The sequence below is a fragment of the Butyricimonas hominis genome (genome assembly GCF_014287455.1).
Classification (GTDB): Bacteria; Bacteroidota; Bacteroidia; order Bacteroidales; family Marinifilaceae; genus Butyricimonas; species Butyricimonas muris.
The window spans coordinates 65218-88118 of sequence record NZ_JACOOH010000012.1 but is presented as its reverse complement, the minus strand read 5'-3'; the positions used below and the strand labels follow the sequence as shown (position 1 = coordinate 88118).

The 22901-nt window shown below is 48.2% G+C and carries 15 protein-coding genes; 3 read left to right on the top strand and 12 right to left on the bottom strand.

Going from position 1 to position 22901, the window contains the following annotated elements:
* Positions 1-44 precede the first annotated feature (44 nt).
* On the top strand, positions 45-2699 hold the full coding sequence (locus H8S64_RS21195) for a zinc-dependent metalloprotease (RefSeq protein WP_186978636.1): 2655 nt from the start codon (positions 45-47) through the stop codon (positions 2697-2699).
* Between the two features lie 414 nt (positions 2700-3113).
* On the opposite strand, the gene H8S64_RS21190 is transcribed toward H8S64_RS21195, so the two are convergent.
* The 12 genes from H8S64_RS21190 to H8S64_RS21135 all read right to left on the bottom strand — a co-directional run bounded on the left by H8S64_RS21190 (position 3114) and on the right by H8S64_RS21135 (position 21562).
* A complete protein-coding gene (locus H8S64_RS21190; protein WP_186978635.1) occupies positions 3114-5285 on the bottom strand; it encodes a S46 family peptidase in 2172 nt (723 codons plus the stop codon).
* A gap of 80 nt (positions 5286-5365) precedes the next feature.
* The gene (locus H8S64_RS21185) at positions 5366-7306 is read right to left on the bottom strand and encodes a 4Fe-4S binding protein (RefSeq protein ID WP_186978634.1); all 1941 of its coding nucleotides are present in this window, start codon (positions 7304-7306) and stop codon (positions 5366-5368) included.
* A gap of 23 nt (positions 7307-7329) precedes the next feature.
* The gene (locus tag H8S64_RS21180; protein ID WP_186978633.1) at positions 7330-8907 is read right to left on the bottom strand and encodes a DUF6850 family outer membrane beta-barrel protein; all 1578 of its coding nucleotides are present in this window, start codon (positions 8905-8907) and stop codon (positions 7330-7332) included.
* A 26-nt stretch (positions 8908-8933) separates the two neighbouring features.
* Entirely contained in the window at positions 8934-10139 is a 1206-nt protein-coding gene (locus H8S64_RS21175; protein WP_099290474.1) for a DUF4876 domain-containing protein, read from the bottom strand.
* Positions 10140-10151: 12 nt separating this feature from the next.
* Positions 10152-12998 carry a TonB-dependent receptor gene (locus H8S64_RS21170; protein ID WP_186978632.1) on the bottom strand — a complete coding sequence of 949 codons (2847 nt, stop codon included), beginning with the start codon at positions 12996-12998 and terminating at the stop codon, positions 10152-10154.
* 41 nt (positions 12999-13039) lie between these two features.
* Entirely contained in the window at positions 13040-13327 is a 288-nt protein-coding gene (locus H8S64_RS21165; RefSeq protein WP_099290472.1) for a hypothetical protein, read from the bottom strand.
* A 71-nt stretch (positions 13328-13398) separates the two neighbouring features.
* Entirely contained in the window at positions 13399-13989 is a 591-nt protein-coding gene (locus tag H8S64_RS21160) for a Spy/CpxP family protein refolding chaperone (protein ID WP_186978631.1), read from the bottom strand.
* Entirely contained in the window at positions 13986-14543 is a 558-nt protein-coding gene (locus H8S64_RS21155; RefSeq protein WP_186978630.1) for an RNA polymerase sigma factor, read from the bottom strand. The genes H8S64_RS21160 and H8S64_RS21155 overlap by 4 nt, the downstream gene beginning before the upstream one ends.
* Positions 14544-14771: 228 nt before the next feature.
* Positions 14772-16562: a metallopeptidase TldD-related protein gene (locus H8S64_RS21150; RefSeq protein ID WP_255469662.1), complete on the bottom strand. Its 1791-nt coding sequence runs from the start codon at positions 16560-16562 to the stop codon at positions 14772-14774.
* A 199-nt stretch (positions 16563-16761) separates the two neighbouring features.
* Positions 16762-18450, bottom strand: a complete 1689-nt coding sequence (locus H8S64_RS21145) for a TldD/PmbA family protein (protein WP_186978629.1) — start codon at positions 18448-18450, stop codon at positions 16762-16764.
* 364 nt (positions 18451-18814) lie between these two features.
* Positions 18815-20251: a bifunctional metallophosphatase/5'-nucleotidase gene (locus H8S64_RS21140; protein ID WP_186978628.1), complete on the bottom strand. Its 1437-nt coding sequence runs from the start codon at positions 20249-20251 to the stop codon at positions 18815-18817.
* Positions 20252-20296: 45 nt separating this feature from the next.
* The gene (locus tag H8S64_RS21135; protein WP_186978627.1) at positions 20297-21562 is read right to left on the bottom strand and encodes a tyrosine-protein phosphatase; all 1266 of its coding nucleotides are present in this window, start codon (positions 21560-21562) and stop codon (positions 20297-20299) included.
* Positions 21563-21625: 63 nt separating this feature from the next.
* On the opposite strand from H8S64_RS21135, the gene H8S64_RS21130 reads away from it, so the two are divergent.
* Together H8S64_RS21130 and H8S64_RS21125 are read left to right on the top strand one after the other, a co-directional pair.
* Positions 21626-21937 (top strand): hypothetical protein, encoded by a 312-nt coding sequence (locus H8S64_RS21130; RefSeq protein ID WP_186978626.1) that lies wholly within the window; start codon positions 21626-21628, stop codon positions 21935-21937.
* 78 nt (positions 21938-22015) lie between these two features.
* Complete coding sequence (locus H8S64_RS21125; protein WP_186978625.1) at positions 22016-22819, top strand: AraC family transcriptional regulator; 804 nt, start codon at positions 22016-22018, stop codon at positions 22817-22819.
* The last annotated feature ends 82 nt before the right edge of the window (positions 22820-22901 follow it).

Genomic DNA, 22901 nt, shown 5'->3' with positions numbered 1-22901 from the left:
TTGTTTTTTATGTTATCACAATGTTTAATTTTAAATTCTAAAAAATGAAAAATTGTTTTGTATTAGTAATGTTACTATCCTTGCTTATTCCTTCCGCGGGAGAGAGTTATGCAGGGGAGTTGTTCAAAAAAAAGAAGAAAAAAGAAACAATTGAGGAGGTGAAACGACCTGTTGTCAAGAAGAAAAATAAATACGAAACTTTGATGAAAAGCCCGGGAATCGTTACTGCAAAAGGTGATTTTTTGACGATTCACAAAGTGGGACAGAAGATTTATCTGGAGTATCCTTTGAAATACATGGATCGTGAAATATTGGTGGGAGGAACTGTGTCCGCCACTTCGGAGCCTATGCTGCTTAGGGTGGGGTATAAATACAATGATCCTATTCTTTATCGCGTGGTTAAGAAAGATTCTGCTATTGTTTTCAATAAACCCAATCTGGCGGCTACCGCGGGAGAAGATAAACCTTGGGTGAAGAGAGCCATGGAAAAGAATTACATGGATATGCAGGCAAACTCGTTCTCGATTCATTCGTATAACGCGGATAGTTCTGCCGTGGTAATTGACGTGACTTCCTTTATAAAGGATAATAAGAGCTTGGCCCCGAAAATTAGTGCCGGTAGTATTTCTTCTTCTCCGGTTTCAGGTAAATTTTCTTTTGAAGGGGTAAAAGCGTTTGAAGATAATGCATCGGTGGAAGTTTCTCAACCTGTGGAGGCTAGTGTCTCGATGTTGTTCTCCAAAATAAATTTGGGACAAGTGGCAACGCGTTCCGTGATAACTTTTCTTTTGTTGCCGGAAGCTAAAATGCGTCCTCGCGTACAGGATTCCCGTGTCGGAATTTTTTTCACGGTGAATTCGGCAAGCGATAGGATGCAGTTGCCTATTCGGAAAATATCTCAAGAGAAAGACGGATTTGATTCTTATATTTTGTCGAACCGTTGGCGTTTGGAACCCAAAGATATGGAGGCTTGGAAGCGCGGAGAACTTGTTGAACCCGTGAAGCCGATCGTGTGGTACGTGGATGATGCTTTCCCTGACGAGTGGAGAGGTCCTATCAAAGAGGGAATTTTGATTTGGAATAAGGCTTTCGAGAAGATTGGTTTCAAAAACGTGATGGTTGCAAAAGATTTCCCGAAAGATGATCCTAATTTCGATCCGGATAACTTGAAATACACATGTGTCCGTTACAGCCCGAATGCAGAGGCAAATGCCATGGGACCGTCGTGGGTAGACCCGACAACCGGAGAGATTATCAATGCTTCTGTGATTGTATATAACAATATTGTAGAGTTGATTAATAATTGGCGTTTTGTTCAAACCGCACAACTTGATCCTCGTGTTCGTGCATCTAAGATGCCGAAAGATGTTCTTGATGAGTCTATCGTTTATGTCATTTCTCACGAGATCGGACATACCTTGGGTTTGCTGCACAATATGTCTGCTTCAGCTTCTATTCCGGTGGATTCGTTGCGTTCCGCTTCTTTCACTCAAAAATACGGGACAACTCCTTCTATCATGGATTACGCTCGTTTCAATTATGTAGCGCAACCGGGAGATAAAGGGGTGAAATTGACTCCTCCCGAACTTGGTGTGTATGATTATTACGTGATTAAGTGGTTGTATTCTCCTATTCCGGAAGCTAAGGATATGTGGGAGGAAGCCGAGATTGCACAAAAATGGATTGACGAGAAGGCAGGAGATCCTCTTTATCGTTACGGTCGTCAGCAATTAATGCTTCGTATCGACCCGAGTGCATTGGAAGAAGATTTGGGTGATGATCCGTTGAAAGCAAGTACCTACGGGATCAAGAATTTGAAATATATCTTGAGCCATTTGAACGAGTGGATTGAAGATGATGTGGATTACACTCATAGAATGCAACTTTACAGTGCTATTCAGTCGCAGTATATGCGTTATTTGTTGAATGTGTTGTATCAGGTTGGTGGTGTGCATTTGACTCAAGTGAAAGATGGTACGGCTGGTGAGGCTGTAGTATCTGTGCCGCGTGCAAAACAAAAGGAAGCGTTGGCATGGGTGATTAAGGAATTGAGAAATAGCGACTGGATTAATCTTCCCGAATTGATCAATCAAACGGGATTGGCTGTATATCCGTCTGCAAAGATTGTTGCCGGAATCAGTAAGGCTATCGTTGCTAAAGGAGGACATGTAATTTTGTCTTCTCATGTTTCAAAAGAGAAAAATCCTTATACAATTGGTGAATTCTACGATGATTTGTATGCCGGTGTATTTGCTCCCACGATTCAGGGAAGAAAATTAACCGCGGCAGATAGAATCATGCAGGAAAATATTTTCAATAATATGATTTCCGTTTCTAGTAAGCATATGAAGGGGGACGCAATTCAAAGTTTGAATCCTTCTTTGGCAGAAATTGAGGCTTACGAGTTGTGTCCTAAAGGATTGATGGAGGTGCTACATAGTCATGTCCAAAATATTGAGGAAGAACTCGGAATGAACGTTTTGGCACGTGAAGGGTTGTCCGTGGAGTTCGGACAAAGTGCTTCGCCTTTCCAAGATGAGGTGAAAATCGATGCTATTAACAATAGCTTCGGGTATAATCAGGCCATGTTGAAACGGGTTGTTACTTTGTTGAAGGGTAAGTTAGCATCAGCGAACCGTGATGATAGAGTGCATTACGAAGGTTTGATATTCGTGTTGGAAGAAATGAAGAAAAAGTAATTGATAATTTCTCGTTTATTTTATAAGATGAGGGAGGTGTGTCAAAACACACCTCTAGTCTATAAAGTCCATAAAGTCGAGCCTTCTGCTCCTAAAGTCTATAAAGTCATTGATTAGATAATGTTTTGATATTAAGTATGATAACATCTAATCGCCTGTGCATTTGACCTTACGACATTATGGACGAGAGGGTGTGTTTTTTACACACCCTCCTTTTTTGATGATTGATATTGTTTTGTTAGTAAAAAGAAAGCGACCTCGTTGCGAGGTCGCTATGTCAAGGAATCAAACTAAGATCACTTTTTTTGGTGCGTGCTTCAGTGACCGATTGATTAAAAACATTAAATAATCGTAGTGTGCTTTTCGTATCAAGATTACTCACTCCTTGACAAATACAAATATAGTAATTTTTTATTATTCAACAATGGAAATTTCTTTCAGTATATTTGTTGCCCCGGCATAATTGTCTAAAATCCAGAGAACGAAGCGGATATCCACGCAGATACTTTTATTGTAGTCGGGATGAAAATACAGGTCGCCTGCCATGGATTCCCAATTGCCGTCGTAGGCAAGACCGATGATTTCGCCTTTCGCGTTCAGGACGGGGCTGCCGGAGTTGCCTCCCGTGATGTCCAAGTTGCAGGCGAAACTCGTGTATAGTTTGCCGTCTTTATCGGCGTAACGTCCCCAATTCCCCGTGCGGATGGCTGCCAAGGCTTCGGGTGTCAGGTCAAATTCCGGATCGTCTTTCACGTATTTTTCATTGTAGCCGTCGATAGAGGCACGGTAAGAATAGGTGACTCCGTCTTTGGGCGAATAGCCGCCGATGTTGCCGTACGTGATGCGCATGGTCGAGTTGGCATCCGGGGGAAGAGTTTTATCCCGGTTCATTTCGAGCAGGGCTCTCGTGTAGAGTGTGCGTAAGTAAGCATTTTTTTTCTCGTTGTCCCGGATGCCGTCCCGTAGATTTTGATTCGTTTCCCGCGTGATTCGGGAGAGCGAGTACACCGGATCGTTTGCCAGCAGTTCGAGATTGAAGTTCTCCAATGCCGTGTACAGGCGCTCTTGGTTTGCCAAGAAAGAGCGGGCGTAAAGTGAATCCGTCAGCCGGGTGTAGTCGCCGTTGTATTCCCGCACGAGGTTCGTGACTTCCGCGGGTAAATGTTCCGGGTTCACGTTCTTCACGTAGAGCGGGAAGAGGGCGGCAAATACTTTTTTGTCCGTCGCCTCGTCGTAGTCTTTGAAGTATTTCTCGCAGTAATCCCGGAAACCGTCGCATTGTGTGCTTTTCGGGTCGAGTGTGGTGACCTTCTCCCGGAGCATGGAAGACTCCAACCCCCGTACCCGCATAGCAAGACGCATGATGTCGGCACCGTTGACAATGGCTTCCTTGTAGTAGACGTCCGACGAGATGTAGGGGGCGGTGATGTCGTACGTGTTTTTCAGTTCTTCCAGCAGGTTGCCGTAGCGTGCCAGACGGTCGGGATCGGCTTTTATCCAGCGGTCAAGGCGTTGTTCCTCTTCCGCTTTCAAGGCTGCCACTTGGTAGCGTTTCACGTATTCGCTTTCCCCGATGGTGAATTTCCACGGGTTGCTGATGGAGAATGCTTTGTAGGCGTACTTGATATTGACTTCCGGATCGGCGTTCATCGCCTCGTTAAGGATGTCGAGTTTTTTGGTTCTTACCTTAATCATGGCGGGATTGGAACGTCCGATTTTTTCGCTAACTCCCCACGAGGGCGTGTAGCGGGAGGTGGTGTACGGGTATCCCATGATCATGGCGTAATCCCCTTCTTTCACTCCTTTCATGGATACGGGCAGTACATAACGGGGGGTGATGGGGGTGTTTGCCGGGGAGTACTCTGCCGGGTTGCCGTCTTTGTCCCCGTACACGCGGTACATGGTGAAATCACCCTTGTGCTGGGGCCATGTCCAGTTGTCCGTGTCTTTCCCGAAAGCCCCGAAGCACGTGGGGGGAGCGAATACCAGACGTACATCTTTGAATATGCGGTAGAAGTAGAGGTAATATTTATCGCCTTTCATGATCGCGTTGCAGGATACCTCGTAGCCTTCTTTGGCATAGCGTTTTTCGAGCATGAAGTTTACTTTTCGCATGGAATAGATGGGGTATTCTCTTTCCGGCGCGTGTTTTTTCAGTTCTTCCCGGTACTCGTCAGTGACGTCAATCACCCGGTCGAGGAATAAAACCACTTTGCCGGGCAGGGGGATTTCTTCCGATTGGCTCTTTGCCCAAAAACCGTTCCGCAGGTAATCGTGTTCGAGGGAACTTAGTTTTTGAATATCGTTGTAGGCGCAATGATGGTTGGTAATCATCAGTCCCTGTCGGGAGATCATGCTTCCCGTGCAGGTGCCGTAGTCGATGGCGACGATGGCGTCTTTTATCGAGGGTTGTTCCTCGTTGTATATCTGCGAGGCTTTCAGTTTCAGCCCGTGGGATTTCATTGCCTTGTAGTTGGTCTGTGCCATGAGTTGCACGAGCCACATCCCCTCGTCCGCGAACGAAAGAGTGGGGAAGGCAAGGCATAAGACGAGTAACAGACTTTTAATCTGACGTATTGGTGACATGGTGATAATTTTAATGGTTTGAGAAAAATGTAATAGGAGGTGTGTTTTGACACACCTCTATTTAATCGACAATCACAGAATCATTCTACGGTCTTTCCCTGTTGTTTGAAACTGAGGGTAGGATCCATATCTTTCACGGTGCCGTCTTTAAAGTGAATTGTCCATTGGGGAGATTGGAGATATTCCCATATCTTTTCGTCGTCAAGGACATCTTTCACGTAGGTAATCCGGATGACGGACATATCGCTGCGGAGTGCTGTTTCGTAAGCAAGGATACCGGGGTTGTTGGAAAGGAAGCTGCCCAAGTAAGGAAGTTGCCGTTGAATCAACGGTTTGTCGATGCCGGGGTAGTCCATTTCGTAAACGGCGGTGGCGACGTTCGCGTCATATTTATCCTTGTTGCCTTTGAACGCGGAAGATGTTTTTGGGAACATGTAATCCAAAAATTCTTGGCGTCCTATCGTGTCTACTTGCTCGGATACGCTAGTCAACTCGTAGTTACAAGTGATTTCTTTGACCCCGCCCCCGTGAACCGGCATTTCGAATTTGCGGGTTTCCACGATTCCTTGCAGTTCTTTTTTATCAACGGGTTTGTTCACGTCCATGTACAATATCACTTTCACCGGACAGCCGTATTCGGATACGATACCGTAGAATCCTTCTTTTTCTTTGATGATGTTGCCTAAGAAAGTTATATCCATCCGGTCGAAAAGTTTATCCACTTCCATGGTGACAACTTTCAATTGCTGCACGTTTGCCGGGGGCGTGTTCAGTTTGCGTTTTGTCGGGGTGAACATGCTTTCCTCGACTTTCTCTTTCGTGGTTTCGGTCGGGTCGTAATGAATCACGACGGCGAAGCGGTTCACGTATGTGGTTACCCCGTAAACTCCCGGCACGGTGCGCATCTTGTTCGCGAATGCTTTCGAACTTCCGAAACATTTCACCGTGCGCATTCCGTCCCGTTCGAAGGATTCGAGGCGTTCGATTTTTGCTTCATCTCCCCAACGCTCGTCGATGGTCGGTAATTCCCAATGTTGGGACATCCACAAGGCGAGGAAGAACAAGACGACAACCAGAATTGCCGGAACCCAGCGTAAGCCGGAACGGCGATTGATATTCAGTGATTTCTCCGGGCAGGAAGCGATACATTCCCCGCACAGGGTGCAATCCACGTGTTTGACCACTTTCATGTTCTTCACGTCAATTTGTTGCGGGCATTTCCGGCTGCAAGCGCCGCAATTGGTACACGTCGTTTCGTCTTTCGTGATGCGCAACAAGGGGAATACCTTGCTCTCGTAGTACACGATCTCGTAGATGTAGCATATCACGCAGGCAACTCCCAGCAACCATACCCACGGCATGGATAACCCGATAGCCCCGACGATAAGGGAAAGTACGACCAACACGGCGAAGGTGAGGGTAAATTTGAAAATATTGCTCAATGCTCCCAGCGGGCAAATGTATTTACACCAGAACATATTGATAAACAAGCTGCCGAGGAAGAGCAGGAGCATGGAGATAACGGTCATCCAAGCCGTGATTTCTCCCCTGAATCCGGTTGCCATGGCATAGTAGGGGTCGAAGTTCTTGCAGAAGAGTTCGCTTGTGGTGATAGTCATGTAGAATATCCAGAAGAGGATGATATACTTGAATACCCGCAGTACTTTGTCCGCTACCGAACCCATGGGTATCTCGTATTTAATCTTCATTTTCTTGCGCAGTACGCCCAGCCATTCCGTGATGGTGCCGAGGGGACACACGTACCCGCAAAACAGTTTGCTGAATAGAATGACTCCGACAGCCAATACGATACCTATCATGATTTGCACGATAGACATACTACAGGCGAGAGTGCTTGAATTCAGGAAGGTGGCGAGAGATTCCAGTCCGCCTAGCGGGCAGTAAGCTTCAACATCCGCCGGCTTCCCCCCGAAAAATACTTTCACGATAAATCCGACAATGAGGGCAATCACACCTATTTGTAATACATGCCTCCATAAATTCTTTTTAATTTTGCTCATGACTTTTCTTTAGTTTTATATTATTAGAATGAAAATCCCAACATTATTTTGACCGCTGTCCGGTCGTCGTCCTTGAAACTGCCGCTTAATGCCCTCTTCCACGTGGCATGGGCGTCCGCGTAGAGGTTCATGCCTTTTTCTTTGTTCAGGAAGTAGGTATAGCGGGCTTTCAGTTGTCCCGTGAATTTGTCTGCCGTGATGTAATCAAATTCACGTTGCAGCAGGTCGGTGCGCTGTTTGTAAAGGTCTTCTCCCGTGATTTCGTCCGACACGCTCTTTACTTTCAGCATCGTGCCGTCGCCCGCCGTGTAGGCAAGTCCGATACCGCAGTCGAACATCCCTTTCTTGAATTGGAAGTTCTTGTTGAAGGCGGCGTACACTTCCGTGTTTTCCCATTTCTGGGAATATTCCACGGGGTAGAGGCGGTATGTGTTTTTCACGTTGAAACCTTTTACTCCCGCGCTGGCATTCCACGAGTTATCGAGCATCGCCCGATCCCGGTAGAGCGTGTAGCTCACGTCGTAAGTGGTGGCGTCTTGCGTGTTTTTGTTTTTCTTCCCGTATTGAGTCCAAGTGGTGTACCCGTCCACGATTTCGGATTTCTGCATATTTTCAAAGCCTTGCGTTTCGTTGAAATGGGCTTCTCCTTTGATCACGTGGTGGAATTTATCCCCGTCAATATCGAGGTGTCCGTTGTACGAGTAAGTGGTTCTTTCCATTTGTCCGCCTCTTTGTCCCTGTACATGATTGATCCAGATGGTTTGGTCGGCTTTCTTCCCCGTGAACTGGTTCAAGAATCTCACTTTCCCGGTTGCCAGTTCGACTTGGGCTGCGCCCCCGTAAATGTTGGTCGTGTAGTTACGGTCTTCCGAGTAGTTGTTTGTCGTGGTGACAGAGGTGTAGAACCACATGCCTTCGAAGTAGAATACTTCGTGATTGATTCCTTCCCCGAAAAGTTTGTTAGTCACTTTCTCTGTCGAGCGTTGGTAGAGGAAGTTGGCTCCCAAGTTGAAATATTTCGATTTATACATGACACCGGGATAGATTTCAAATTCCATGTACGTGTTGGTGTTGCGCACGTCTTTTTTCTTGGAGTTGGAAGCTACTTGATAATGAACGTATCCGCCTACAGCCCAATGTTCGCCAAACGTGGTTCCCACTCCCGCGTCCAGAATATAAGATTCGAGAGTCTGGCGTCCCGGTACGGAGTCGGCAAGAAAGAACGGGGTCGCGTAGGGATCGAGTACGCTCGACCACGATTTGTTTTGCCGATGAATATAATCGAAAGCGAATTTCCCGTAAAAGTAGACTTTGTCGATTTTCCGGTAAGATTCTGCCAATATTTTCGTGCCGAAGGCTGACGTCGGGTCTATCACGTTTCTGAAATCCCCTTTGTCGTATTGGAAACCGATTTCGGCTAACGAGAAGTCTGAGAATCGGTTGAATGTCAATCCGGCGGCATTGTACGAGCTAATCCATGGATTGTCAGCTTTCAAACGCTCCATGTTGTAGATGTTTTTATCCTCTTTCTGGGCAGAGAGCGATAGTGTGCTGCCTAAGAGAAGGCTTAAACCTAAGGTATATATTTTATTGAATTTCATAATGCTTGCGTTTTAGGGTTATGACCTTATCTGTTTTTCCATGTCGGTGTTCCGGATTCCAAATCCAAGGAAGAATTATTGGTGTCTTGATAGACTATTCTTCCGTCCGCGATTTCTTCCACTTTCCGGATGGCAGCCAATCCGCATCCGGCAGCCCCGCCGTCGATAAAGAAGAAGCCGGCGTCCACGCTGGTCGGTATGCGTTTGTTGTTTCTTTCCGCGCTGGTAACGCATTCGATGCCGTCAAGTACCCATTCTTGCGGCACTTTCAGATAGTCCAATCCGGTCGGTTGATCCGGGGCTTTCGTGATATTATCAGGATTTGCCACGTATGCCGCGGCACTTTGTCCTTCTATGCGGAACAATATCATGGCTTTGGCGGTATTGGCGATTGGGAATGCTTTAGTCGTATTCTTTGTTCTCCAAATGCACTCCATGTGTTTTACCCCGATGGCGGGTTTTTGTACTTGGCTGGAACTCATGTCAAATTCTTCTGTCCAGAAGGCGTAGTCTGCTTTCGACAGGTCGATGGAATTGGGATGAAGGGCTTTATGATTGATTGCCGAGTAAGCGACGACACATTCTTCGCCGGGTTGCAGGGGATAATCCTTGCCGGTTCCGGGGAATTGCCAAGCCATTTGGTCTAAGGGTAAGAAATCGGGCAGGCTGCCGTTTACCATGAATCTGCTCGGGGAGTTGCTTACCATCGGGGTAACCATTCCGATACAGATGCTGTCGAGGTAAGCCACTTGGTTCGAATTGTTGTAGATGCACAGGTACGTGTCATACGTGTAATTCTTCCCGTCGTTGCCGATGCATCCGTAGTGATAAAATTCTTTGATAATCAATTGGGCAGAAGTTGCCGCGATGATCTCCATCGGGTAAGGAGTGGCGTTTTTGGATTCCATTTCTTGTGAAAGAACGATATTCTCGAAACGCCCGTTGAAAATGTGGATGACTCCACTTTCATTATCAATGTGTTTGTGTTGGAAACTCGCTTCGTAGAAACCGTATTCCGCGCTAAACGAGGCGATACCGTTCGCGTCGCAATTGCTCTTGTATTGCACGCCGTTCGACGTGTTTCGTAAAGTCACCACGATAGGAGTCCTGTCCATGTCGGCAAATTCTTCCGGGAAGTCCAGACTAAGTTGTAGACTCGTGTGTATCTTTTCGTCTTTAAGGCAGCCTGTCATGAAGAACAGTGCCAGAAGGGAGTATATGTATTTTTTCATGGTATTCGGAGTTTAGAATTTTAACTTGAGTTCTGCGCCGAAGCTGATGTCGGAGTTCATTCTCTGGTATTGTCCCGTGGAACGGTAATAACGTTTCGGGGATGAGTTCGTCAAGTTGTTCACGTAGAACGAGAACGTGGTGTGTTTCCCGATTTCTTTCGTCAAGTGCAAATTCATCATGAAATAGGGGTCTAAGTTATCCTGCAACAAGTATTTCGGCTTGGAGCTGAGGATTAGGTTCTGAAATTCGGGCATCTTGGCGTGTTCGTCCGTGAACTCGCGGATATTACCCGCCAAATCCATGTAATGGGTCGGGTTGATGTACTTGTAATGTTGCGAATCCTTGTTCGGGTTACCGGGGACGATGTTGCCGGCTTCGTCTTTCATGTAAATCATGTTTTTCCCGTTGTAACTGAAGGTACGTTTACTGTTGTCTACCCACACGCATTGCATGGTGAGGCTCACGATGAAACGTAACTTGGGTATGTGCGTGATAATCTGTAAATTGGTATTGAAGCGTTGTGCTATCCTTCCGTTATCCACCCCGTTGTCCGTGCCCGCGTAGATTCCGGCGTAGTCGTAGTAGGTGGTGGATTTATCGCGCATTAGCGGACTCTGGTCTGTTCTTTTTTCGTAGCGGTAGGCTCCGTTGGCAATCAGCGAGGTACGGATGGCGGGAATCATACCGAAGTCGAGCGTGTACTCGAGTCCCCATTTCTTGATGCGGTTCCCGTTGCTGGGACTGTCGTAGGAAATGAATATAGAGTCTTGATAGGACTCGACGGTTTTTCCGCCGTCATAGACGATTTCACCGTTGATGTATTCCGGTTTGGTTACGATGTCGAGATTCTTGAAGCGTGTCCAGTGGAACGGGATCACTTGTTTGCTGGTGCTGAAAGCGTCTTTCAAGTTCTCGCGGTAGTATACCATGCTTGCCCTGATGCCGAAAAGGTTGACATCCACGCCAAATTCCGTGTTCCGGCTGATCGGGGTTTTCAGATCGGGGTTATCGGTCGGGGTGACCTGCGTGTGATACACTGCCAGTGTCGTATCGCCGTTTATGTATTGGAACGCGATTCTGTCGGTGTATCTCGGGTCGGGGTAGAGGTAGTACATGGTCGGCATCTTGTGTTGGATACCCCAGCCGCCTCGGATGCTGAGGTGCTGCAAACCGCTCTTTTTCCATTTCTGGTCGTAGAGTACCAGTCGTCCGTTGAAACGGGGATCGACCATCACGTCGTAATCCGCGGCGTCCGTGCTGATGTTCGACAGGCGGACCCCGGTGGAGAGTTCGAAAGATTGTTGTTTGCTCAAGGGAATGGTCAGCTTGTTCTCCGCAAAGAACGAATACTCGTGGATGGCGGGAATGTCTTTAAATGAACGGGGGCGCAGTCCGGACGCGGGTTGATATTGCCCGTATTGTTTGCCGTCACCGTTGTTTCCCTTTACTCTCCATTCGGCTCCGACGAGGGCACTGTTGTAGACGGCACCGTATTTACCGGACAGGTTGGCAACCAATTTCGCCTGTGCCGTGTAGGGTTTTCCTTCCACCCAGAAGGTGCTGAAGTATTGTGCAGGCAGGAATGTCCCCACGTTGGGTCCCGATTCGGTGGCGGATGTCGTGGGTTGCATGCTTCCTGAATTCCATTTTTTCTCGTAGTTGTATTGTTTCCCGTATGATCCGGCTACCGTGTATTTCAAGTTCGTGATCCATGATTTGTTCAACATCCAGTTCCCGTACAGGTTGAGGCTCGCTTGTTTGTCTTCCGCCTTGTACAGTCTTTCCTGTTTCATGTCGGGATCTTCTTTTTGCTTGTCGAGAGTCATGTGACCGTTGAATTTGGCGTTGAAGCTGAGGGGTGTCCGTTCTTTGTTGAACGTGTTGGAATAGCCTAACCCCAGCGTGATCCGGTTGAACGTGGTGGCGGGGGAGCGGTTGTCTTTGTTGGAGTAGGAATAGTCCATGTTAGCGTTGAAAAATCCTTTGTTGCCGCCGAGGGCGAATCCTTTCGTGGCGCTCACCTGCTTGATGTTCGGGTCGGTTTTGAAACCGACTTCAAGGGGTGCCCGTCCCGCTTTCGTCCTCACGATAACGGCTCCGGAAGTCAAATCGCCGTATTCGGCGGAGGCTACACCGCTGATGACTTCTATCGATTCGACATTGTTGATCGGGATCTGGCGGGTATCGATACCCCCTTCGCTGCTCGTGGAGAACGCGTTGTTGTCCGACGATCGGGTTTGCATATTTACGTCGTTGGTCAGTTGCGCCCCGTCGATGATAATGGCAGTACCCAGCGCGTTGGTCGTGTTCGGGACAGCCGTTCCGTTGGTGATAGGGGGCAAGTCGCGGATGGTGATCTGGTTGATCTTTGTCAGCGAGGGATTGAAGGTCAATACTCCCGGCAGCAATTGCATGATGTCCGTCAAACTGGTGGCTTGCAAGTGCTCGATTGCCGTTTTGTTGATCGAGTAGGAACTGTTCAGTTTACCGCCGGATTTGGCGGTTACCGTCACTTCCGAGATGGCGAGGGATACTTCTTCCAGCCGGAGCTTGTAATTGGTCACGTCTTTCGTGAGCACCATTTTCATCTCGTAATCCTTGTACCCGAGGCACGAGGCGGTAACCGTGTAGGTTCCCGGTTTGATATTCTTGAAACTGAAGGCGCCTTCGAGGTTTGAAGTCGTCCACATGTTCAGTTCTTTGATATGGATAACCACGACCGGAAGGGTTTCTCCGGTTTTAGAATCGAGGATAGTTCCCTCGAATATTACCTTTTTTTCCGCTTCCTGCGCTGTTACAGGAAGTTGGCTTGTGAAGAAGATACACAAGCATAGAAAAATGAAACGATAAAGACTCATAGTTAATTGTATTTGTAGGTTAAGTTGGTATTAGGTTTCCGTTAAAACAGATTGATGTCCATTTTTTCAAGGTTCATGTCGTCGAGATGGTATTGACCGATCCATTCTTTGAGCATCGTGTCACGATCTCGTGATTCCCCCAAGTGGTGTTGCAGCCCGAGCATGATCATCCCCATAATGATGCCTGCCGCTATGCTCATCCCGAGGTAACGTTTTCTGAATCGGAACTCGTACTTGCGTAACCCGGCAAGGCGGCTCATCACTTGTTCCGTGAAATCGGGTGACACGGATTTGATTCTATCTTCTTGAATTATATTTTCCCACTTCATGACGCTTCAGATTAGGTATTTGTGTATTTGACAACGGGGTACGGGATAACTTGCGTTAGATGCCCGTTTTTTTATAGTAAAGAATCTTTTTCTTGCTGTCGGAGTCGGTCTTCGGCTTGATTGTCATAGGGATAAGTTTTCGTGCAACGACGGCATTTTTCTTTTTTCTCGCTTTTGCTGCATTTGGTTTTACACTCCGGGCAGTGTTTGTCGATCTCTAAAATGTCGATAAAGATTTTGTTCAGTTTCTTGGATTGCTCCGGGGTGCATATCTTCTTCACGTTCAGCAAATGATAGATGGTTTGCTTCTTCAATGCCCGGTGCAGGAAACCGACAGACCTCGCCGTGTTGTTCAGTTCTTCCATGGAGGGCTCGGGTTTCGCGAGTTCGTGCAGAAGACGGTAGCGGTTCTGGCATAGTAGTTTCAGAACGGTTTCGTGTCTTTTGAGCACTTGGCGATCCATTCCCATGAGTTGCTTGTATTGCTCGTCGGTCAGTTCGAGTTCCTCTCTTAAAAACTCCATGTTCAGTTCTTGGCTCGTGTTCTCGGTCGGTTGCTCTTGGCTCGTGTTCGACCACAAGAAGACCACAAGGGAGGTGTTTATCATGAGGAAGATGATGTTGAACCAGTAAAATAGCTTGTTCTTGTTACCCGTTGTCATGTCAAATCGTTTTTATAATTACTGAAATATTTTTCCAAATAGCTTTTTGCCCTGAACAGGAGGGATTCGACGGAAGCGAGGGAAATACCCATGATTTCGGCAACCTCTTTGTACGGGCGTTCTTCATATTTATTTAAAACCAGAGCGGTGCGTTGCCTTTCGGGCAGGTTGTTGATCGCTTGGTGGAGATGTGATATGATTTCTTCTTTTTCTATTTTTTCCTGTGCCAATTCGTCTTTCGAGGGAATGGACATCGGGTTGTCCCCTTCAAGACGTATTCTTTTCATCCTGTACCGGACGGATTTTTTGTAATTGATCGCTTTATTCACGGCAATGCGGTACAGCCACGTGGAGAGTTTACATTCTCCCCGGAATTTGTCGAGGGATTCGTAGGCTTGGATAAATACTTCCTGCGCCAGATCCTCGGCATCGTCTTTGTCGTGAACGAAAGCGTAGCAGGTGTTGACGATTATCACTTTATAATCGTCAACCAGATCCTTGAAGGCTCGTTGATCTCCTTCAAGGATTGCTTTTATTCTCAATTTTTCACACATGTACAACTTTTGGGTCAAAAACTGTCAATTGGGTATATCGCCGGATGCGATATTTTTTGTCTTTGCGGCTTTTTAGCTGTCTGTCGTATTGTTTTGTGTATTAGGGTATTGGTGTATGCATATGGTACAAATATAATTGAATTATTTGAAGTGGATAATCTTTTTAGTCGAAGGTCCATAAAGTCCGTAAAGTCTATAAGGTCCATGGACCCCTGCGGGGCGCTTTTTCTACGGCAGCGTAGCTGCCGGTAAACCTTGTCCGAAGGACGCCTGTGACCTTATGGACTTTATGGACCTTACGGACTTTATGGACTTTTGCCTCCAAGGGCAAAGCGTTTTTACGCTTTCGCCCGATATCAACGGGAACCGGAGTGCCGGCTCGCTTTCTTTCTTCACTTCCGCTTTTTTGATCTCGATGTCTTCCAGCAACAGTGCCGACGGGTAGATCATTGATGATATGACTTCTCCGTCCAAGAGATAGTTGCTGACATTTTCTTTGTTGGAAATAGCGTTTAATCTTCTTAAATGGGACAAGGTGATGGGCATGATTTCTCCCGTGCGTACCAGTGTTTCGCTGCCGTCTTTTACATTCACCCGGTAGATACGGGTGGCGTTTCCGGCTATTTTCCGCACGATGTAAGCGTGGGACAGACCTTCCGATTTGGCTATTTTCAACAGGTTCTTTTTCAGTGTTTCCGGTTTCACGGCGTTTTTTGCCGACACGTGTATGGTTCCCGGTGCCGTTTTGTACGCGATTTCCCGGTCGGAAGCGATGTAACGCGAATTTCCGGTAGTGTTCTCGCAGTTGAGCGTGGGAACTCTGCCGTTCAACAGGTTTTTCAGTATCCCGTTTTCAACCAGTGTGACTTCCTGAGGGGGTATCACGCCTTCGGCATCTATCTCGTAGGCTCCGTGTAACGGGGTGTTGTTGTATTTGCTCAATGTGCTGTAATTTTTAACGGTCAGGCGGTTGTCTATGATTTTTAGTCCCATGCGGGGGGCTATGGAATTGACCTTGTTCTGGGACGCTGTTCTGGGATCTTGGGGCATCCGGTAGGCGAACAGTCCTTCCTGACTCAATAGATTCTCTCTCAAAATGGATGCGGCGGCACTTCCCTCGAATAACACGGGACCGCAGTAATACGGGTCGATAGTTTCCGCCTTTTTCAGTGCCGCGAGTTGTTCGGCGAAATTCCCGATTCGGGTTTTTAATTCCGCCAACGCGGGCAATTCGTTCGGTACGCGTGCCGTTATCCCGAAAGCATCCTTGATTTGCATCCCGTCGTCCGTGCGGGTTGTGGCTTCAGCCCGAAGGGTAACCACCCGCACGGGTTGTTTTACCACCGTTCCCTCGGAGGTAGTCAGGTAGACTTCCATGTCCATGCCCGACAGTTGAACGGAAGAATTGTACAATTCGGGGTAGTCGGCAAAGATTGCCGATAATTCCCGAAGGTTTTCTTCCCATTGCTCCCGGTTGAATACAAACGGGATTTGGGGGGTGATGATTTTTTCTTGCGGTTGTATTTGTTGTAAATCGGGGAGTTGTGTTTCTTCTCCGGACTGGACGTTTCTTTTCTGCATACTTCGTTTCGTGATCCACTCGCGGGAGGCGTTCTTGTAGGCGTTATCCGTCGCGAGCCAGTAATCTTGGCGAAGCAGGTCGTAATCCGGTTCCATGGACAGGATTACCCTCGTGTGCCTGCCGAGGTAGCGGCTGTCACTGTTTTCCCTGTAATCGCCCAATAGTAGTTTGACCGAGCCGACCATGTGTTCCGGTTTTTCCGTCGAGTGTGTAACCGCACCCAAGGTAGCCGAGATCTCGAAGTTGCGGGATACTCCCGTGGCGTACGAGATAAAGAACGGCTTCTGCACCTTGGGCAGGCTCAATTGCTCCATGTTGCGCTGCAATTCGTCCTGCATAGCTTGGATGATAACGTCGTCTTTGGCCGTCTGGGCGGAAACGGGTGACAGGCTTCCGATGAGGAAGAGAAATAATATGTAGAGGATAAATCTTTTCATGACATCAAGGGTTAAAGTTCATAAAGTTTATAAGGTTTATAAAGTTCATAAAGTCTATAAGGTCTGTAAGGTTCATAAGGTCATTGACCCTTGCGGGGTGCTTCTCCTACGGCAGCGTTGCTGCTGATAAATATAGTCCGAAGGACTCCAGTGTTATGGACTTTACGGACTTTACGGACCTTATAGACCTTATGGACTTTCATGGTTTTTCCAGAATAGGGGGCAGGTCGGAGGCTTTCGCTTTGCGCTGCATTTCTACTTTCTGTACGAGAATGGTCGGGGAGGTGGCGGTTACCGGTATGCCGCCCGATTCTGCGCCACACGTCCCGGTAAATATTTCGGGTGCTTTACCGGCGTATATGATGTTCGAGAACATGGAGAGGGGTGTCCCGATGAGGTCTACTCCCCGCACCAGTTTGTCGGGGCGACCGTCGGCATACACCTCGTACACTTCGAGGGGCGTCACGTTGAAGGCATTCGCTCCCCGACGGTTGGTCATGGTGAAGCCGCCCGTCACGCTTTTGAAGAAGTATCCCCGGTCTTTCCCTTGTTTTTTGATCTCGGCGATTAATAGTTGGCGCAATTCCTCTTCTGTTTTCGGGTCGGAACTTTCCACCACGAGATTGGACTGGCGGGACACGGGGTCGTAACCGATGTCGGCACGGGCGTGACCGTTGCTGCGGGGATGCGCGTCGAGCGGTGTTCTTGTCATCAGAAAATCGTTTAGTTTCCCGTCGATCACGACATCCACTCTCTCGGCTTTCACGCCTTGGTCGTCATATTTGTAGTAGCCGTTCATGTCTTGGTCGGCGTAGTTCTTGAGTGTCGGGTCGGAAAACACTTGGAGGTGAGGGGGCAACACGTATTCCCCGATCATTTTCTTGAATGTCTGGGCGTCTTTATCGCTTTTCATGCGTTGTCCCTCGATGCGGTGACCGAATATCTCGTGGAAGAATACCCCGCTGGCACTCCCCGACAGGATGGCGGGACCCGTGTACGGGTCGACAATCGGTGCGTCCCGTAAGGCGATCAGCTTGTCCGCCATGAGGTTGGCGTCTTTCATGATTTGTTCGTTCGAGGGAAGAGATTCCGGCGAATGGGCAAAATAGGAAAGCACGAGCGGTAATTCCATGCCGTCGTCCGCTTTCGCGGCACCTTGTACCATGATGCGGGCGTAAGTGAGGTTCTGCACGACTTCCGTTCCTTCCGAGTCTAGCACGTAGATACGTTTCACCGTGTAGCGGAAAGAGGCATCTCCCCGTAGTATTTTGGGATGTTTCTTGAACACGGCAGAGATTTCCTTCAGTCGTTTTTCCCACGCGTCAAGGTCTACCGCTGTCCGGTTGGCGGGGAGCGGTGCCTCGTAGTATTTTTCCGCGGGTGCTTGCGAGAAACAGGGTGCCTTGTCTTCTTCCGCCACGTTGATCGTGGTTTCGGCTCTCGCGGTCTGGTAGGCGTCGATGGCAAACTTGTAACGGTTGTTCACCTCGTTCCAGATGGCTTGCCGCATGGCGTTGTCCCCGTTCGTGTCGTCGATAGGGAGTACGGCGTATGACGGTCCGTGAAAACGGGAGATGGGGGAACCCATTTGTTTGATCTTGAAATTATCAAATTCGGGATTCCCGATTCGGATTTGCGGCACCAACGTACGCTCCCGGTTGCTCTCTTTCGCGGTCAATACCCCGAAGGAGGTAATCACGCGGGCAAATTGCTCGTCCACTACCCGGTAGTTCATGTAATACGGGGGGAACTCTTGTTTCTTCAGTTCGTCCATTTGGGCGCGGAGTTCTGTTCTCAGAAAGTCGGTGAACTGATCCTGTGCGCCGGATATAAAGGGAATAAGGAGGATGGATATAATCCCTAAAATAATAATATGGGTTCTTTTCATGGTTTATGCTGTTAGTTTTTCTCTTGTTCGTCACGGGTTTGGACAACCTCGGTTGGAAAAACTTGCGCGGGATGGGGTAAAAAAAAGTTATAGCTATACATTTATAACCCCGGGACAAGGGATAAGCTGGCTCGATGGGTGGGGGGTGGGCAGCTTTTGGGTGGTTGTCTAAAGGCTTCGCCCGATGTTCGCCTGATGTTCGCCCACTCATCACCCACGTTTTAGTGGTAAATAAGTAAATTTAACACACGTGATATCTTGGCTATTTCGGGTAATTCCTGCCTTGTACAGGGGGTAGCGGGAGGCTTGCGGGTAGCTCGATGCGGGGATAAGTGTTGTATTGCACCGGGAAACGGGGAGGTGTTTATAGAGAAGGGTGTTTCTTGAGGTAGGCAAGCAGGGCTTCCATGACGGAAATGCCCGAGTGTATCCCCTTGCCTTTGCCCGGGAAGGTGTACTCGGCGTTGATGTAATTGTTCAAGGCGACACGGTAACGCTTTCCGTTCGCGAGCGGGGTGCCGGAATGGTCTTTCAAGAGGACGTCGATGCCTTTGCCCGTGCTGTCGCGGGTGATGGAAAAGGTGCCTCCCGCCATGAGCAAGTCCGTGAACGGGTATTTTCGAAGTTCGTTGAAGCGGTTCAGCAGGAGGAGTTTTATATCTTCGGCGGTCATCTCCTGAATGACGATATGGTTGCCGAAAGGTTCTATCTCGAGTAAGGTTTCCAGCGTGATGTCGCCCGGCGGGATAAGGGTTTTGCGGATGCCCCCGAGATTGTAGAAAGCGAAGTCGCCGCGAGTGGCTTCCCGCGTGGCGGTTGTCACGATGTGTCCTGTCATCTCTTGGGACAACGGGCGGGATGTATGCCCCACTATCTTTTTAAATTCCGGTCTGTCGTAAAATTGGTTTACCAGATCGAGGATTCGGGGCTCGGGACGGGTAATCGTGTCGATGTTGACGGAGCGGAATGAACGGTGAATTAGCTTCTTGCCGGAGAATTTCAGTATCGTGACTCCGGCATATTTCAGCGCGATTCCAGACTGTCCTATCATGACGTCGTTTATGAACTTGGCTGTGTCCAGCAAGGTGTGCGTGTGACCGCCGATGATGACATCCAGTTCGGGCATGGACATCGCGAGCACGGAATCGGCGTCTACCCCCAAGTGGGTGATGGCGATGAGGGCATCGCCGTTTTGTTTCAAGTATTTGTACCGGGCAGCAGTCTGTCGGTAGTCGTCGAAAGTGATTCCGGTGAAATGATCGGGATTGGCGTCGGGAAGCCCGTTCGTGGTTTGCGTCAGCCCGATGAAGCATAGTTCAAGCCCGTTGACCGTCATGGAATGGTAGGGTGCTATCGTGTCCAATGCGGCACGGGAGGAGTTGATGTTAGCGCAAATGATGGGGAAGGAGGCGTCATTTATTCTTCGGCGTAGAGTTTCCTGCCCGTAGTCGCACTCGTGATTTCCCAGTGTGGCGACCGCATACCCCAACGCGTTCATGAGCGTGATAATGGGTTTGCCCCGTTCCTCGGCGTAGTCCACGTAAGGATTGCCCGTGAAACGGTCGCCCGCGTCAACGAGAATCACGTTCGGGTGTTCGGCTTTCACGCGTTCCACGAATGTCGCCAACTTGGGGAATTGGTCGATATACCCGTGAATGTCGTTGGTGGAGATGATGACGATTTCCTTTTCCGCCGTTTTTGTCCGGCAACCGACAAGCAGCAAAAGGATGTACAAGAGTATGTACCGGTAGCGAATACCGGAATAGAAGTTCACCCATTTGTTTGCCCACTCGTGTTTCATCGTATCTTTTTATCGGGCGGCAAATATAGTCAAAATCAGCGTATATTAATACAGGTAGCGTGCTTTGAATTTGGGGATGTCTACATGTAATACCTTCACGAGGAAGTTCTCCACGCTGCCGTGATCTTGTTTTATCCGGTCGATCGCGGCTTGCAGGAATTCCCGTTTCACCGTGAGCACGGGTTTAAGACCGGGGTTCTGTTCCAGTTCCTTGGCGTATTTGTCGCCGAGGTAATGGTTGGAGGCGAGATAATCTTCCATGATGATCGCCTCGTCCACCCCCAAGGCGTACAGGATGAGCGCGGCAGCCGTACCCGTGCGGTCTTTCCCGGCGGAACAATGGAAGAGCAGGGGGACTTGCGTGCTGTCTTGCAATAATTGGAAGAATGTTCTGTACCGTTCAATAAATGGTTCCTCGGTGACCAGATGCACGTATATTTGAGTCATGAGGCTGTCGAGTTGTTCGGGACCGAGATCGGAGAAATTCACGAGGGTGAGCACGTTGCCGGGTTCAATGGATAGCTTGTAGGCATGGCGGGTTGAGCCGGGTAATTTGTCCGGGGCATTGGCGATTTCCTTCGGTCCCCTGAAGTCCACGACGGAGGTGACGGGAATGCTTGACAGGTAATGTAAATCGGCTTCCGTCAGTTTGTGCAAATCGTCGGAACGGAACAGTTTACCCCATTTGACGTGCCGCCCGTCTTGAGTCGGGAATCCGCCCAAGTCACGAAAGTTATACCCGCCCGCCATAGGGAGTTGCCTCTCGGAGAAGGTGAACGTTTCTCGCGGGGTGACGAGCCGGTAATATTTTTTCTCCGGGGAGGGGATGGTTATGCTGTTGGTTGTTGTACTACTGGAATTACCATTGCCAATCGGGGTTTGTAGCGTGTCGAGCGCATCGATGGAAGAAGCCTCGAATAGTGCCCAATCTCCATCGACTTGTAAGGTGATTGTCGTTTCTTTCGTGTTTTTGTTGACAGTAATCTCTGCCATATCAGGCGTGGCATACCCGTTCGCGAGCGTTTTGCCAGGTGTCTTGTCTTTACATGAATGGCATACGATGGTAGTGGTAATAATAATCATGGCTAATCTCATAGTGTTTTGTACTTTAATCGTGTTGGTGTTTACAAATATGCGAAAAATAATTAAGTCTGTCAAGTCTGTAAGGTCTATAAAGTTTATAAGGTCAATGGCCCCCTGCGGGGACGCTTTGCTCACGGCAGCTTGGGCTGCCGATAAACGACATCCGAAGGATACCCGTGACTTGTCATGTATCTTTAAAAGTTTACAATAAATTCTTAATGTTTTCATAACACGGGTTTCGTGGTGCGGTTTTTGTCAGTAACCTATGTATAACCCCTTAAAAATAAAGTTATGAAGACAGCTTTGTTTTTTGAAAACGATCAACTTTGCCATCTTGACGAGAATACCCGCAGGAAGGAAATCAGAGTTTCAACTATTACCACGGAGGAAGATAAAGTTGTTTCTATCAAAAACAGCGAGGTGAAGATCCGTAACTTTAATAATTTTGTTTCTTGGTTAGTTGACCGCGGAATTAAAATGATTTACGTTTCCGGTATTGACGAGAAGATTATGCGTTTTTTTGAACAAGTCAAGATTATCGTGAACGTGAAGGAGAAATCGGATCGAACGCTTTTATTGGCAGAAATTACATCAAGGGACTGAAAATGTCCCTTTTTTACAATATAGCAAACGCGTAAAACATTATCTTTGTTATGTTGTTTAAAAGAATATACCGGTAGTATGCAGTCATTCAGAATGATAAAGCCCGCCCCGGGGTTGGCTCGATACGTGAGGCATTATTGGATTTTGGAAGAGGACGCGGTACTGCCTGTTTCCGAACGGGTGTTGCCTGTCGGTTGCGTGCAATTGGTGTTTCATAAAGGAGAATCCCTGTTTTTATTGAAAGAAGGAAAATTACAACCTCGCGCGATGATTTGCGGTCACACGTTCGGCTTCTCGGATGTCCTCTCGACGGGGCGGATAGAGATGCTCACGGTTGTATTCCAGCCTTATGCCGCCAAAGTCTTTCTTCATATCCCGGTACGCTTGTTTCACGGGCAGAGCGTGGCTATGGAGGACGTGGAGGATAAGGATTTCAAGTTATTGACAACGCGAGTAACGGACACGACCGATCAGGACGAGTGTATCCGGTTGATCGAGCGGTTTTTGATTCGCCGCCTGTATACGTTCCCGGAATATAACTTGAAACGTGTTGTTGCCGCCTTGCACGAGATAAATGTTTGCCCGAGTGTCGATATCCCTCGCTTGGCGGATGTCGCTTGTCTGGGAGATAAACAATTCCGTCGGGTGTTTATGGATTACATGGGTACGACACCCAAGGAGTTTATACGTATCGTGCGGATGCAGCGGGCTTTGTTTATGTTGCAACAGGACGGGGCTACCCCCTTCGCTCAAGTCGCGTACGCTTGCGGTTTTTCGGATCAGTCCCACATGATCAAAGAGTTTAAACTCTTTTCCGGGTACACCCCGGCGGAATATTTGACTATTTGCGCACCTTATTCCGATTATTTTTCCCATATATAAGGATGTCCGTTTTTTTCTATCCGGGGAGAGGCGGTGTTCTTATTTTTGCCTTGTCTTTATAGAGGCATAGTAGTAACCAATA

Excerpts from the sequence above, each read along its gene's own strand:
- H8S64_RS21195 (WP_186978636.1), top strand. The coding sequence starts at position 45 with ATGAAAAATTGTTTTGTATTAGTAATGTTACTATCCTTGCTTATTCCT.
- H8S64_RS21190 (WP_186978635.1), bottom strand. The coding sequence starts at position 5,285 with ATGTCACCAATACGTCAGATTAAAAGTCTGTTACTCGTCTTATGCCTT.
- H8S64_RS21185 (WP_186978634.1), bottom strand. The coding sequence starts at position 7,306 with ATGAGCAAAATTAAAAAGAATTTATGGAGGCATGTATTACAAATAGGT.
- H8S64_RS21180 (WP_186978633.1), bottom strand. The coding sequence starts at position 8,907 with ATGAAATTCAATAAAATATATACCTTAGGTTTAAGCCTTCTCTTAGGC.
- H8S64_RS21175 (WP_099290474.1), bottom strand. The coding sequence starts at position 10,139 with ATGAAAAAATACATATACTCCCTTCTGGCACTGTTCTTCATGACAGGC.
- H8S64_RS21170 (WP_186978632.1), bottom strand. The coding sequence starts at position 12,998 with ATGAGTCTTTATCGTTTCATTTTTCTATGCTTGTGTATCTTCTTCACA.
- H8S64_RS21165 (WP_099290472.1), bottom strand. The coding sequence starts at position 13,327 with ATGAAGTGGGAAAATATAATTCAAGAAGATAGAATCAAATCCGTGTCA.
- H8S64_RS21160 (WP_186978631.1), bottom strand. The coding sequence starts at position 13,989 with ATGACAACGGGTAACAAGAACAAGCTATTTTACTGGTTCAACATCATC.
- H8S64_RS21155 (WP_186978630.1), bottom strand. The coding sequence starts at position 14,543 with ATGTGTGAAAAATTGAGAATAAAAGCAATCCTTGAAGGAGATCAACGA.
- H8S64_RS21150 (WP_255469662.1), bottom strand. The coding sequence starts at position 16,562 with ATGAAAAGATTTATCCTCTACATATTATTTCTCTTCCTCATCGGAAGC.
- H8S64_RS21145 (WP_186978629.1), bottom strand. The coding sequence starts at position 18,450 with ATGAAAAGAACCCATATTATTATTTTAGGGATTATATCCATCCTCCTT.
- H8S64_RS21140 (WP_186978628.1), bottom strand. The coding sequence starts at position 20,251 with ATGAAACACGAGTGGGCAAACAAATGGGTGAACTTCTATTCCGGTATT.
- H8S64_RS21135 (WP_186978627.1), bottom strand. The coding sequence starts at position 21,562 with ATGAAAACATTAAGAATTTATTGTAAACTTTTAAAGATACATGACAAG.
- H8S64_RS21130 (WP_186978626.1), top strand. The coding sequence starts at position 21,626 with ATGAAGACAGCTTTGTTTTTTGAAAACGATCAACTTTGCCATCTTGAC.
- H8S64_RS21125 (WP_186978625.1), top strand. The coding sequence starts at position 22,016 with ATGCAGTCATTCAGAATGATAAAGCCCGCCCCGGGGTTGGCTCGATAC.